This window comes from Nonomuraea rosea (genome assembly GCF_039539705.1).
Classification (GTDB): domain Bacteria; phylum Actinomycetota; class Actinomycetes; order Streptosporangiales; family Streptosporangiaceae; genus Nonomuraea; species Nonomuraea rosea.
The window spans coordinates 299,968-312,672 of the sequence record NZ_BAABDQ010000006.1; the positions used below are offsets into that span (position 1 = coordinate 299,968).

8 protein-coding genes are annotated in these 12,705 nt (G+C 72.0%); 2 read left to right on the forward strand and 6 right to left on the reverse strand.

The features are described from left to right. The first annotated feature begins 13 nt into the window (after nucleotides 1-13). Complete coding sequence (locus ABEA43_RS17900) at nucleotides 14-2,425, forward strand: nSTAND1 domain-containing NTPase (protein WP_345563114.1); 2,412 nt, start codon at nucleotides 14-16, stop codon at nucleotides 2,423-2,425. A 309-nt stretch (nucleotides 2,426-2,734) separates the two neighbouring features. On the opposite strand, the gene ABEA43_RS17910 is transcribed toward ABEA43_RS17900, so the two are convergent. Beyond that, nucleotides 2,735-3,289 carry a TetR/AcrR family transcriptional regulator gene (locus tag ABEA43_RS17910; RefSeq protein ID WP_345563116.1) on the reverse strand — a complete coding sequence of 185 codons (555 nt, stop codon included), beginning with the start codon at nucleotides 3,287-3,289 and terminating at the stop codon, nucleotides 2,735-2,737. 89 nt (nucleotides 3,290-3,378) lie between these two features. On the opposite strand from ABEA43_RS17910, the gene ABEA43_RS17915 reads away from it, so the two are divergent. Next, on the forward strand, nucleotides 3,379-4,560 hold the full coding sequence (locus tag ABEA43_RS17915) for an FAD-dependent monooxygenase (protein ID WP_345563118.1): 1,182 nt from the start codon (nucleotides 3,379-3,381) through the stop codon (nucleotides 4,558-4,560). Nucleotides 4,561-5,012: 452 nt separating this feature from the next. Here ABEA43_RS17915 and ABEA43_RS17920 read toward each other — a convergent pair whose 3' ends face one another. The 5 genes from ABEA43_RS17920 to ABEA43_RS17940 form a co-directional block, all read right to left on the reverse strand. Beyond that, nucleotides 5,013-6,401, reverse strand: a complete 1,389-nt coding sequence (locus tag ABEA43_RS17920) for a DMT family protein (protein ID WP_345563119.1) — start codon at nucleotides 6,399-6,401, stop codon at nucleotides 5,013-5,015. Between the two features lie 746 nt (nucleotides 6,402-7,147). Continuing rightward, nucleotides 7,148-7,522 (reverse strand): VOC family protein, encoded by a 375-nt coding sequence (locus tag ABEA43_RS17925; protein ID WP_345563121.1) that lies wholly within the window; start codon nucleotides 7,520-7,522, stop codon nucleotides 7,148-7,150. A gap of 52 nt (nucleotides 7,523-7,574) precedes the next feature. Next, the gene (locus ABEA43_RS17930) at nucleotides 7,575-9,188 is read right to left on the reverse strand and encodes a hypothetical protein (RefSeq protein ID WP_345563123.1); all 1,614 of its coding nucleotides are present in this window, start codon (nucleotides 9,186-9,188) and stop codon (nucleotides 7,575-7,577) included. A 222-nt stretch (nucleotides 9,189-9,410) separates the two neighbouring features. Further along, nucleotides 9,411-11,594: an accessory Sec system translocase SecA2 gene (gene secA2 / locus ABEA43_RS17935; protein WP_345563230.1), complete on the reverse strand. Its 2,184-nt coding sequence runs from the start codon at nucleotides 11,592-11,594 to the stop codon at nucleotides 9,411-9,413. 142 nt (nucleotides 11,595-11,736) lie between these two features. Then, a complete protein-coding gene (locus ABEA43_RS17940) occupies nucleotides 11,737-12,603 on the reverse strand; it encodes a DMT family transporter (RefSeq protein ID WP_345563124.1) in 867 nt (288 codons plus the stop codon). Nucleotides 12,604-12,705 lie beyond the last annotated feature (102 nt).

Consider the following 12,705-nt stretch of genomic DNA (forward strand, 5'->3'; position numbering starts at 1 on the left):
CGTCTCATCCCGCATGACTGATCGGCTGGGAGGCTACTGGCTCGGAGCCCGGCTCGACGGCGGCGGGCAGGTCATCGTCCGCGAGGCCTATGACGAGTCGGGCGCCCGGCATGCCCTCGGCGTGCCCTTCGTGCCCGACGCCGCGGCCCGCGCCAGGCTCGCCGCGTCGGCCGCGGCCGCCGGTCAGGTCCGTTCGCTGTCGGTCGCCAAGCTGACCGAGGCGCGGCTGGACGGCGATCCTCCCTACCTGGTCAGCGAGTACATCGAGGGGCCGACGCTGCGGCAGGTCGTCGAGGGGCACGGGCCGTACGCGGGGGACGACCTCTACCGGCTGGCCGCCGCCACGGCCACGGCGCTGGCGGCCGTGCACGAGGCGGGCGCGGTGCACGGGGCGCTGACCCCGGGCAAGGTCGTCCTGGGCGCCGACGGACCCAGGCTGGTCGGTCTGGGGCTGGGTGGCGACGGCGAGGGACGGCCAGGAGACGTGCACGCCTGGGGGCGGCTGCTGGTCTTCGCCGCGTACGGCTCCGACGACCGATTAGGCCACGGCGAACGGCTGGACCGCCCCTTACGCGGGCTGGTGGCCGCCGCGCTGCACCGTGACCCCGACGCCCGCCCGAACGCCCGCCAGCTCCTGATGTCCCTCCTCGACGCCCCCCAATCCCAGCAGGGCCGCCTGCTCCCTCCTGGGCCCATCGACGACCCGCCGCTCGGCGACCGCGCCGAGGCCGTCTATCTGGGGCTCAGCCCCTCGGAGCACGAGCTGGTGCCCGACGTCTTCCTGCGGCTGGCCGGGCCGGACTCCGACGGCGCGGACACCGTCACGCCCGCCCCGAGGGACGAGCTGGTCGCCGGGCGCAGCGCCGAGGAGGTCGCCTCGATCGACGGGGTGCTGAAGGCGTACGGGAAAGCGGGGTTGATCACGGAGCGACCCGACGCGGGCGGCGAGACGCTGACGATCACCCACGCCGCGCTCTTACGGGCCTGGCCGCGGCTGCGCGAGTGGCTGGACGGCGAGCGGGGCGGGCTGCCGGTGCACAGGGACCTGGCGCGGGCGGCGCGGCGGTGGGAGGCGGGCGGGCGGCGGGAGGCGGCGCTGTTCCGGGGCGAGCCGCTGGACCGGGCGCTGGCGTGGGCGGCGGGCGGACGGCGGCGGGTGACGCTGAGCGCGGGAGAGCAGACCTTCCTCGACGCGGGGATCGCGCGGGTCCGCGAACGGGCGCGGCGCCGGTGGGCGGTCATGGCGGGGGTGCTGGCGGTGGTGCTGCTGCTCGCGTTCTGGCAGACGGTCCGGCAGCGGGGTGACGCCGACGGGCGGCTCGAACAGGCGATGGCCAGGGTGGCGGTGTCGCGGGCCGAGGCGCTGCGGGTGACCGATCCGGTGACGGCCCGCAAGCTGAGCCTCACCGCCTGGCGGCTGGCCCCCGTCCCGGAGGCGCGCCGGGCGCTGACGGCGGCGGACCCGGCGGTGGCGGTGTTCACCGACCCGTGGGCGGGGCCGCGCTCGATGCACGCCATCAGCGACGACGGCGCCCGGCTTGCGGCGCTGGACGAGGGGACGCTGCGGGTGTACGACCTCGGGTCCGGCCGCGAGATCGCCTGGACGAAGGGGCCGGCCCAGAGCGTGCGGGCGATCGCCTGGGCGCCGGACGGCCGGACGCTGGCGCTCGTCGGGGTCGACCGGTCGTACCTGTGGGACGTCCGCTCCCCCGCCGTGGGTCCGCCCTTCGGCAGGGGGCTGGGCGCGGCCGGGGAGCAGGCGGCGTGGTTCAGCCCGGGCGGCGGGCTGCTGTTCGCGGCGGCCAGCCAGTCGGGCGAGCGGTGGGCGTGGGACCTACGGGCGCGGCGGGCGGCGTACGTGGGCGAGTACGCGGTGGCGGGGCCCGGTGACCGGGTGGCGCTGGTGTTCGCGGGCGAGCAGTCCCAGATCAGGCGCGGCGGACGGGTCACGCCCGCGCCGTGGCTGGACAGGATGCCGTGGGAGTACACGACGTTCGCGCCGGACGGGGAGCGGGTGGCGATCGCTGAGGAGACCGGCATTCAGATCTACGGCCTCGACGGGGTGCCGACGCGGTACACCCGGCTGCGGCCCTCACCCGGCAGCCTGCGCTTCGACGCGGGCGGGCGGCTGCTGGCCAGCACGGACAGCGATCGGGTACGGGTGTGGCGGCTCGACGACGGCACGCCGCTGGTCGAGCGCCGGGTGGCCGCGACCGGCGTGGACCGGCCCGCCAGAGCCGCCTTCACCGCGGACGGGCGATGGCTGCGGGTGCTGACCGGCCGGGGCACCGTGCTGACCGTCGATCTCCTGGGCGAGCCGGCGCCCGCGGACCCCGCCGGGCACATCTGCGCCCGGTACGGCGGCCTGGGCGAGCAGGAGTGGGCCAGGCACCTGCCGGAGCTGCCCTACCGCGAGGTCTGCTGAGGCGGCGCGGCACGATGCCCGCATGACGGTGGACGACACGGTCCCGTGACCTTGGCCTGATTTCGTGTGCCGGACAGTAGGCGAAGTCGCGGCCGTCCCTAGCTCATGCTGGACGAGCCGTCGATGTGGCTGTCGCCGATCAAGATGCGGAAGATCTTGGACACGGTGGCCGAGCTGAAGGCCGAGGGGACGACGATCCTGCTGGTGGAGCAGAACGCGCAGGCGGCGCTGTCGCTGGCGGACCGGGGGTACGTGATGGAGACCGGGGGGATCGTGCCGGCTCAAAGCGCCGCCGATCGGCCGCTTGGGTCAGCGGAGCATGCCTGCCAGCAGATCGCGCATCGCGTCGTTGAGCTCGTCCAGCGTCGGCGTGGCGCCCGCTCCCACGATGGCGTCGAACATGAGCCCTTCCCCGAACGCCACCAGCTGGCGCGCATGCCGTACCGGATCTCGGGAACCCAGCGCCGCCAGCAGCGTGACGGCCGGATCGCGGAAGCGGCGGCCCGCCTCGTCGTAGATCTTGCGGAGCTCGGGTCGCCGCGTCGCCTCCAGGGCCAGCTCGTAGCGGGCCAGCGTCCGCCTGCGATCCGTGAGCTGGACGTACACCGCCTCGGCCATCAGCGCGGGCAGGTCGGTCAGATCGAGCGAATCACCCTGATAGGCCGGGGCCAGCGCCTGCAGCTCCAGCTCCGTGAGCCGCGACAGGGTCAGCTCCAGCAGAGCGGCGCGCGTACGGGCCAGGTTGGACGTGGACCCGGACGGCAGGCCGGCCGCTTCGTCGACGGCCCGGTGGGTGAGGCCGCGCATGCCTCGCTCGGCCAGCAGGGTGATGGCCGTGTCCGCAACGGTCTCTGAGCGCTTCACGGACACAGATACTACAGCGGTAGTGATGCCCCACTACAGGCGTAGTATGCTGACACTACAGACGTAGTTGGCGGCGGAAGGAGCCGGATATGTCCAAAGCTGTAGTGATCGGCGGGGGTATCGGCGGGCTCACCGCCGGAGTGGCGCTTCGCCGCAAGGGCTGGGACGTGGCCGTGCTGGAGCGGGCACCCAAGATCGACCCCGTCGGTTCGGGCCTGGCGATCGCCTCCAACGCGCTGAAGGCACTCGACACGCTCGACCTCGGCGACCCGATCCGCCGGCTCGCGAGACTCCAGGGCCAGGTGGGCATCCGCAGGGACGACGGGCGCTGGCTCGTACGGACCACCGGGGGCGACGCGGAGGCGCGCTACGGGGATTCGATGGTCGTCACGCTCCGGGCGACGGTGATGGACGTGCTCGTGGACGCGCTGGGCCGCGACCAGTTGCGGTTGAGCACCACCGTGTCGGGGGTGGACGCCGGGCGCGGCGTCGTGCACACCGCCGACGGCGACCTGGAGGCCGACCTGATCGTGGCCGCCGACGGCATCCATTCGGCGACCCGGCGAACGATCTTCCCCGAGCACCCGGGTCCGGTGTACGCGGGGGTCACGGCTTGGCGCGCGCTCGTCCCCAGGGGCGACCTGACCATCCAGAGCACGGAGAGCTGGGGGCGGGGCCTGGTGTTCGGGGTCCATCTGCTGGCGGGGGACATCGTGTACGTGTACGCCACCGACGTGTCACCGGCCGGCGCCGTACACGGGGACGAGCGGGAGGAACTGGCCAGGAGGTTCGGTGGCTGGCACGAGCCCATTCCCACGCTGCTGCGCACGGCCGATCCCGCCAAGATCATCCGTAACGACGTCCACTACCTCCGCACTCCCCTGCCTGCCTACCACGGGGGGAAGGTGGCCCTCGTCGGTGACGCGGCGCACGCGATGACGCCGAACCTCGGCCAGGGTGCCTGCCAGGCGATCGAGGACGCGGTCGTGCTCGCGCATTTCGCCGACGGTGACCTCGCCGCCTACACCGCGGCCCGCCTGAAGCGAACGTCGAAGATCGTGCAGCGGTCGATGTCCATCTGCCGGATGACCAAACTCCGCAATCCGGCCGCGGTCTGGCTGCGCGACCTCGGGATGTCGGCGGCCGCCAGGTTCAGCCCGGATGTGATGTTGCGGTCGATGGACGAGCTGTTGCGCTGGCACCCACCGGCGGACATCGGGAACGGCAGGGGTAGCGGCGAAGGCCATGGCCCCACGACCGCCCACACCTGACCAGCCTGCCCTACGTCCGAGACGCCCGCACTTCGTCTCGGACGCCCGTCCTTCGGTCCGGGACGCTTACGCTTCGCCCCAGACGCCAGCCCTTCGCCTCCGAACGCCTGCGCTCCGGTCCGGGACACCCACACTTCGTCGCAGACGCCAGCCCTTCGGTCCGGGACGCTTACGCTTCGCCCCAGACGCCAGCCCCTTCGCCTCCGAACGCCTGCGCTCCGGTCCGGGACGCTTCGTCTCATCCGCACGTTCTGGCTCGGGCCGTGACGCTGTCAGCGATCCCCGTGCGGCCGGAGTCGAATGCCCGCGTTCCTATCCGGACTTCCTGGTTGAAGGCGTCGGTGGGTTTCGCGCACCGCTCCGTGTCCTGGGTGGCGGCGAGGGCGGGGAGTAGGGCCATGCTGATCGGCGAGCCGATCGCCTATCTGAGTCAGCCACCCATCTCGTCAGGCTCAGCCAGCCTCGAAGGTCGCCGTCACCGCGCGGGTTACGGGGATGGCGGTGGTGTCCGCCGAGGTGCTGACGGCGTCGGTCTGGATGGCGGCGGTATCGGCCGGGGTGCCCGGAGCCTTGCCCGCGACGGTGTTGCTGGGTGCCGCGCCGGTTGCTGGACCGGCACCATGTGCCGAGGCGTTGTCGTTCGTCAGGACTGCGGCGCTCACATGGGTGGTGCCGTTCGCGAGCATTGCGCTGTTCGCCGACTCCGTGCCGTTCTCGAGCGCGATGCCCTTCGCCGCTGGTGCGGGGCCGTTCGCCGGTGCCGCACCATTCGCGTGGGTGGCGCCCTTCGCCGACGCAGCGCCGTTAGCTGGTGTGGTGCCGTTCGCTGACGCGGTGCCGCTCGCCTGGCCTGTGCCGTTTGCGAGCGTGGCGCCGTTCGCTGGTGCGGGGCCGTTCGCTGGTGCGGGGCCGTTCGCTGGTGCGGGGCCGTTCGCTGGTGCGGGGCCGTTCGCTGGTGCGGGGCCGTTCGTGAGTGGGGTGGTGCTGTCGGCAGGAGTGGTGGTGCCCGGTGTGGCCGGGTGGGAGTGGTCTGGGGCCAGGCGGCCTAGTGTGATGGTGCCGCCGATGGTCAGGGCGCTGGCGAGCAGGGCGGGGATCGCGGTGGACGGGCTGGTCGGCAGAGGCTCGCCGAGCAGGATCGAGCCGGCGAGCACCGAGGTGATGGGGTCGATGACCTGTACGCCGGCGTACGCGATGCCGAAGTAACCCACCGCGTACGAGCGCTGCAGCAGCACCACGGCGCAGATCAGCAGCACGGGCACGGCGAGCGTGAACCAGTGCACCAAGCGGCCCCAGTCCCCCTGCATGCCACCGCCCACCACGCGAACGAACGTGGACACGCTGGCCGTGACCACGCCCGCGCCCACAGACAGCAGCAGAGCCTGGCTGGGACCGTGGGTCCTGCGCGCGAACAGCTGGGTGATCAGCACGAGCACGCCGATCACCGCGATGAACCCGAGCGCCGCGCCGCTGCTCAGTCTGGGCACCACGTTGTGCTGCGGCACCAGCAGCATGAGCCAGAGCAGGCCCACGGCGACCGCGACCGAGCCGAGGATCTCCGCCTTGTACGGCTTGCGCCCGTACATGAACGCGGCCAGCGGCACGGCGAACACCAGCGTGGCGACGCTGATCGGCTGAACGGCGACCAGCGGGGCGAAGCTCAGCGCGACGGCATGGAGGCAGGCACCGGTGAACCCGATGATGCCGCCGATCCACCAGCGAGGGCGTCTCACCAGCCTGAGCGAGGCACCCTCGGCTACAGCCTCGTACTGCTGCAGGGCTGCGCCGAACGCGTATCCAAGCGCTCCTGCCAGGGCGATGATCAGGCCGACCCAGGTCATGGTCGCCCACGCAGGGGCATGGATCCTTCCAAGAGCATTGCTCCAGCTTATGAGGGAAGCGAAGCGCTCGAATCATACTTTAGGCCGATGATTGCCAAAGAAACGCTTCCGACCAGCACGGACATGTGGCTCATACTTGAGCCGGATTGGATGTGATCGGGCGTCGAGGGAGGGAGTCCGGCGGGGGGAATAGGCGGGTCGCGGCGGCAGGAGGCGGCGGGTCGCGGCAGGAGGCGGCGGCCCCCCGGCGGACGCGTCATCTGGCCCTCGCGCCGTCAGGCTCCCGGCGCCCGGGCCGCCGGGCCGCCGGGCCACAGGGCCCCCTTGGGCCGCCAGGCTCCCGGCACCCAGGCCGCCGGGCCCAGTGTCCCCTCGCGCCGCCCGGGTCCCGCTGCCCAGGCCGCAGTGGCCCCCTCGGGCCGCCCGGTTCCCGGTGCCCGGGCGACAGAGCTCCCTCGGGCCGCAAGGCTCCCGATGCCACCGTGCCATCCGGCCCAGGGTGTCACCGGCCACCGTGGCGGCCGGCCACCCGGTCCGGTGTCACCCGATCCGGTGCCACCCGATCCGGTGCCATCCGGCCTGGTGCCACCCGGTCTGGTGCCACGAAGCCGGTGCCACAGAGGCCGGTGCCACAGAGGCCGGTGCCACAGAGGCCGGTGCCACGAGGCCGTCGCGCCGCCGGTCCCGGTGTCGCAAGGCTCCCGGTGCCACCGCCCCGGGCCGCCAGGCTGGGTCAGGGTCGTGGGTCAGGTGGTTTCGGGGCAGAGGCAGAGCAGGTGGCCCTCCGGGTCCTGGAGGACGATCCAGCGCGTCCCCTCCTCCGTGATCCCCGGCTGGAACTCGGGCCTGGTGGCCCCCAGCGCCACGTACTCCTCGGCCGCCTTCGCCACGTCCGGCACCCTGAAGTCGAAGTGGAACTGCTTGTCCGGGCTCGGCCACTCGACCGGCTTGCGTTCGGGCACGCGGCCGAAGTAGATGCTCGTGTCCCCGTTGCCCACGGCGGCGTACTCGTCCTCCGCGTACTGGATCTCCCAGCCGGTGATCTCGTGGTAGAACGCGGCCAGCTTCTTGGGCTCGGCGCAGTCGAGGGTCACGGCCAGGAGCCTTGCTTTCGTTGTCATGCATCCAGCGTGGCAGGCATACCTGTCACCCTTTGTCAGGTACGTAAGACGATCAGGCGCCCAAGAGGTCGTGGAGGTGCCAGCCGTCCTCGTCCCCGACCGTGCGCAGGGCGAGGTCCGCGCGGCCGGCCAGGTTCAGCGGGAGGAAGCTCACCGTGGCGTGACCGTGAGCGAGCCGGTCGAGCGCCGCCCCGACGAGCGGCCCGGCAGTGCGTACGGTCGCCGCCAGCGCGATCGACCGCATCGACCCGCCGTGGAGCACGATGTTCCGCTGGCGGTAGAGGCGGCGGAAGCTCGCACGGAGATACCGGTTGATCCGGCCGAGCGGCGCCGTCGGGTTGGCCACGAGCTGGTGGGCGCGTTCGAACGCGGCGACCACCGAAGGGCCCGCCACCGGCCGCGGCGGCTGACCCCGCAGCCAGTCGACCATCTGCTTCGTGCGCTCCCTGTTGTTGCCGCCGATGACGGCGAGGTCGCGTGCCAGCCGGGCGTCGGCGGCCAGAATCTCCCGGTCGTAGCTGAGCGAGGTCAGCTCGGCGCGCGGCCAGCCCGCGGTCACCAGCGACGCGGCGCGGTCGGCCGCGACCGCACGGCCCTGGTCGCGATCGGCCTCGTCGGTGTCGCAGAACAGCAGCGCTTCGAGCGCCGCCCACGCTCCGGCCACCGCCTTGCTCGGGGAGCTCTCGGTGAGGGCGGAGGCGAGCTCCAGCGCGTCGTCGATCCGCGACCCGGGGGTGCCGATCTCGGGGAGCTCGTACAGGGCGCCGACCCGCTCCAGGGAGAGCACGGTGACCGCGGGGTCTCCCCTGCGCAGGTCCTGCGGATCGGGGAAGCCGGTCATGAACACCTTGGGGTAGACGTCGAGCGCGCTGTGGTCGCGGCGGTAGCGGACGCGGTTGCGGATGCGGTCGAGCCGTTCGGTGATCTCGTGCACGGCCGAGATGTGGTCTCTGGCCCGTACGCGGAACAGCAGGCCCCCGCTGGCCCGCACCGCTGTGATGTCGGGGAACGCGCGCTCCAGCCGCGCCTTGACCTCTTCCTTGGGGAGCCAGAGGGGCGATTTGACGGCCGACTGGGGTGCCGGGATCTTGTCCTGGATGACGACCAGACCCTCGTAGTCACGCTCGCCTTCGGCTTCGAGGCTCACGAAGAGTTCGACCAGGTCGATCGTGGTGGCGGACGGGTCGAGACGGGTCCGAATCTGGTGACGGAGGAAGTCCTGGTGGAAGCCGCCGTCGAGCATGTGCGAGGCGATGCATCGAGCGGAACGTTCCAAATGCCCGCCGCCTTCGGCGATGAGGTCACGCCAGCGGCGGAGGTAACCGTCCGCGACCAGTTCGGCGAGCAGGCCCAGTGTGCGCTGGCCACGGGCGGCGGCCTTGATGGGCGCGTTGCAGGTCAGGTGGATCTGCCTGCGGATCTCTCCGTTGCCGATGGCGGCGTCCGTGGCCAGCCGGGGCAAGAGTGATTCGCGCACGCACCAGGACATGGCGGTCGAGGACAGGACGTGGCGCCCCACCCAGTCCGCCGCCTCGACGGCTTCGCGGATCGCCAGGACCGTTCCAGCATCCCAGAGACGCCGGTTCCAGGGTCTCCAGGATTCGAGCAGCTCGCATACCCGGGCTTTGATCAGGACGTCCGTGCCTGGCAAACCTGAGACAGCCATCTTCCCTCCGGTGTGGTCGAGCTCCCGGGGACGCGCTGTTTGCCGAAAGAGATTGCGCACAGACGGTTCGGGGAACTACTCTCGGTATTACTTAGGCAGGGGAGCCGCCCGTGAGGGCCGCTCCCCATCGCCTTTTCTGGGGTCAAGCGCTGATGGTCAAAGCTTTGCGCACACCAGCCTCGCCGGTCTCCAGAATCACCGAAACCACAGCCCGGACGCCGCTCAGCCCCTCCGCGTAGCCGCCGTGACGCGCTTGAGGATGCGGTCCCACTCCGTCCCGAACGGGTTGTCCTGCACCAAATAGGTCCACGTCGCCGCCGGCCGCTGCAGATCGGGCTCCGGCGCCTCGAACGACTCCAGCGACCGCCGCTCCACCTCCGCCAGCAGCGACTTGTACTCGGCCACCGCCTCACGGTGGAACTCGTCGATCGGGCTCATCCGCCCCAGCGCGCGCAGGTGGATGCCCTCGCGCAGGTCCGTCAGGAACGCCAGGTGCTCGGTCCAGCAGCGATCGATGGCGTGCAGGACGATCTGGCGGGCGGTCTCGTCCCTGGTGTCCTCCGGCATGGCCGCCCAGCGGTCGGCGTCGGCCGACGACAGGGCGTTGGCAGCGGCGTCCCCGTGCAGGACCTTGTCGCGCCACTCCAGGATGAGCTCGCGCTGGTGCTCCAGGAGGCGGGTGTAACGCCACGTGTTGCGGTGGATCTCCAGGTTGACGCCCTCGGCGACGCGCTGGGCGTGGCCGACGAGGTACGCGCCGCGCCGGTGGCGGACGAGCCCGTCCGCGTCGGCGGCGGGCGGGCGCTCGTCGGGGACGAACTGGGTGATCAGGTCGTCCTGCATGCTGACGAAGAAGACGGAGGCGCCCGGGTCGCCCTGGCGGCCGGCGCGACCGCGGAGCTGGTCGTCGAGCCGACTGCTGGCGTGGCGGCCGGAGCCGATCACGTAGAGGCCGCCGAGCTCGGCGACGCCCTCTCCGAGGCGGATGTCGGTGCCGCGCCCGGCCATCTGGGTGGAGACCGTGATGGCGTCGCGCTCGCCCGCCTTGGCGATGATGGCGGCCTCTTCCGCGTCGTTCTTGGCGTTGAGCACGACCGGCTCCAGGCCGCGGCGCTGGAGGAGCTTGGCGAGGTTTTCCGACTCGGCGACGTCGAGGGTGCCGATGAGGATCGGCCGGCCGCTCGCGTGGGCGTCCTGGATCTCCTCGACCAGGGCGGCGTCCTTGTCGGGGCCCGTCGGGTAGATGCGGTCCTGCTCGTCCTCCCTGACGCAGGGCCGGTTGGGCGGGATCACGGCGACCTTGAGCCCGTAGAACTCGCCGAGCTGCTCGCTGACCGCCACGGCGGTGCCGGTCATGCCGGAGATGCGCGGATAGCGGCGGATCAGGCCCTGGACGGTGATCGAGTCGAGGATCTCGCCCTTCTCGCTGGGCGGCAGCGCCTCCTTGGCCTCCACGGCCGCCTGGAGGCCGTTGGGCCAGCGCTGGAGCAGCGCCACCCGGCCGCGCGAGGGGTTGATGAGCTGGACCTGGCCGTCGCGCACGATGTAGTCGACGTCGCGGGCCAGCAGCGCGTGGGCGTGCAGGGCCAGGTTGAGCTCGATGAGCGTGCCCGGCTCGTGCTCGTCGTAGAGCTCGACGCCGAGCAGGTTCTCGACGCTGTCGGCGCCCTTCGGGGTGAGGTAGACGTTGCGGGCCTGCTCGTCGATCTCGTAGTGGTAGCCGCGTACGAGCTGCCTGACCAGCGCCGCCATCTCCGGGACCGCGCTGCCGGGGTCGGCGGCCCCGGCCATGACCAGCGGCACGCGGGCCTCGTCCACGAGCACGGAGTCGGCCTCGTCGATCAGGGCGACCTCGGGCGCGGGCACGATGATCTCGCTCGCGTCGGTGCGCAGCCGGTCGCGCAGCACGTCGAACCCGATCTCGCTGACGGGACCGTAGGTGACGTTCTTCTCGTACGCCGCCCGCCGCTCCTCGGGCGTGGAGTTCTGGCCGATCCAGCCCACGCTGACGCCGAGCGCCGCGTAGAACGGCTCCATCCACTCGGCGTCGCGCCTGGCCAGATAGTCGTTGACGGAGATGACGTGGACGCGTTTGCCCTGCAGCGCATAGCCGGCCGCGGCCATGGCGCCGGACAGCGTCTTGCCCTCGCCGGTCGCCATCTCCGCGACCTTCCCGTCGAGGAGCGCCAGGGTGCCCAGGAGCTGCACGTCGTACGGGCGCAGCCCCAGGGTCCTGTCGGCGGCCTCGCGTGCGACGGCGCAGAACTCGGCGAGATCGTCCATCTTCGGCACCGGCAGCTCGTCGAGCCCGCCGATCCGGTCGGCCCGGCCGCCGGCCGTCTTGACGATCTTCTGGTAGGGGGTCAGGGGCACGCCTCCTGGCCGATCCAGGAGGTTCCTGAACATTCCCTTGATTGACGCCACAGTTCCTCCAACGCACGCTTCGCCGGCGCCGTTCCCTCCAAGAGCGTAATGAGGGAGCGGAGCGACGATACGGCAAGCGTCGCCGTACCGGACCTTAACTCATCCGGCGCGCCGCACCGTCACATCACGATTCTCCCGTCCGTGCGGCGAGTACCGCGACGGCGGCGAGCAAAAGAGCGCACCCGGACCAGGCGAGAGGCGTCAGCCGTTCGCCGAAGAACGCCACGCCGAGCAGAGCCGCGCCGACGGCCTCCCCGAGGGAGATGATCGAGACCGTGGTGGCCCGGAGCACCGTCAGCGCGCGGAAGAACAGGCCGTAGGCGAGCGCGGTCGGCACCGCGCCCAGGTAGAGCAGCAGGCCGGCCGAGGTCAGGTCCAGCGTGGGCACCACCCCGTCGGCGAGCGCGAACGGCGCCAGGCACACCGCCCCGACGACGAACCCGCCGAGCGCCATGCCCTGCGGGTCGTCCCGGTGATGCCGGGAGAACAGCGTGACCCCGGCGTACCCGGCGGCCGAGACCAGGGCGAAGCCGATGCCGGCCATGGAGGACGTACGGGCTTGGAGCGCGGTCTCCCCCGTGAGCAGGACGAGCCCGGCCAGAGAGGCGGCGAGGGCGGTGAGCGCGACCCGGCCGAGCCGCTCGCGCAGGAGGAAGCGGCTGCCCAGGGCGGTGAACACGGGAGTGGCCCCCATCGTCACCACCGTCGCGACGGCCACCCCTGATCGGGCGATGGCGGCGAAGTACGCGGCCTGGTACAGCGCCATGCCGGCCCCGGCGAGCAGGACTCGGCCGTTGAGCTCGAAGCGGAGCGGACGCCGGGCGAGGGCGAGGAGGAAGACGGCGCCGAGGAGGTAGCGCCAGAGTGAGACGCCGGCCGGGCCGAGGCCGCCGGACTCGATGAGCAGGGAGCCGGCGGCGCCGCCGGTGCCCCAGGCGGTCGCGGCCACGGACACGTAAACAGCGCCCCGCCGGGCGGAGACATGGGTCATGACAGGAGTTCTCCGGAAGGAGTGGTCGGAATGGGCCCGGTGTGCGGGCAGCGACCACCCCCGGATCGGTCAGACCCGGAAAGTCACGAAAGAGCCGCCCGC

Coding starts and splice junctions, on each gene's coding strand:
- ABEA43_RS17920 (WP_345563119.1), bottom strand. CDS start 6,401: ATGACCTGGGTCGGCCTGATCATCGCCCTGGCAGGAGCGCTTGGATAC.
- ABEA43_RS17940 (WP_345563124.1), bottom strand. CDS start 12,603: ATGACCCATGTCTCCGCCCGGCGGGGCGCTGTTTACGTGTCCGTGGCC.
- ABEA43_RS17925 (WP_345563121.1), bottom strand. CDS start 7,522: ATGACAACGAAAGCAAGGCTCCTGGCCGTGACCCTCGACTGCGCCGAG.
- ABEA43_RS17900 (WP_345563114.1), top strand. CDS start 14: ATGACTGATCGGCTGGGAGGCTACTGGCTCGGAGCCCGGCTCGACGGC.
- secA2 (WP_345563230.1), bottom strand. CDS start 11,594: ATGTTCAGGAACCTCCTGGATCGGCCAGGAGGCGTGCCCCTGACCCCC.
- ABEA43_RS17930 (WP_345563123.1), bottom strand. CDS start 9,188: ATGGCTGTCTCAGGTTTGCCAGGCACGGACGTCCTGATCAAAGCCCGG.
- ABEA43_RS17915 (WP_345563118.1), top strand. CDS start 3,379: ATGTCCAAAGCTGTAGTGATCGGCGGGGGTATCGGCGGGCTCACCGCC.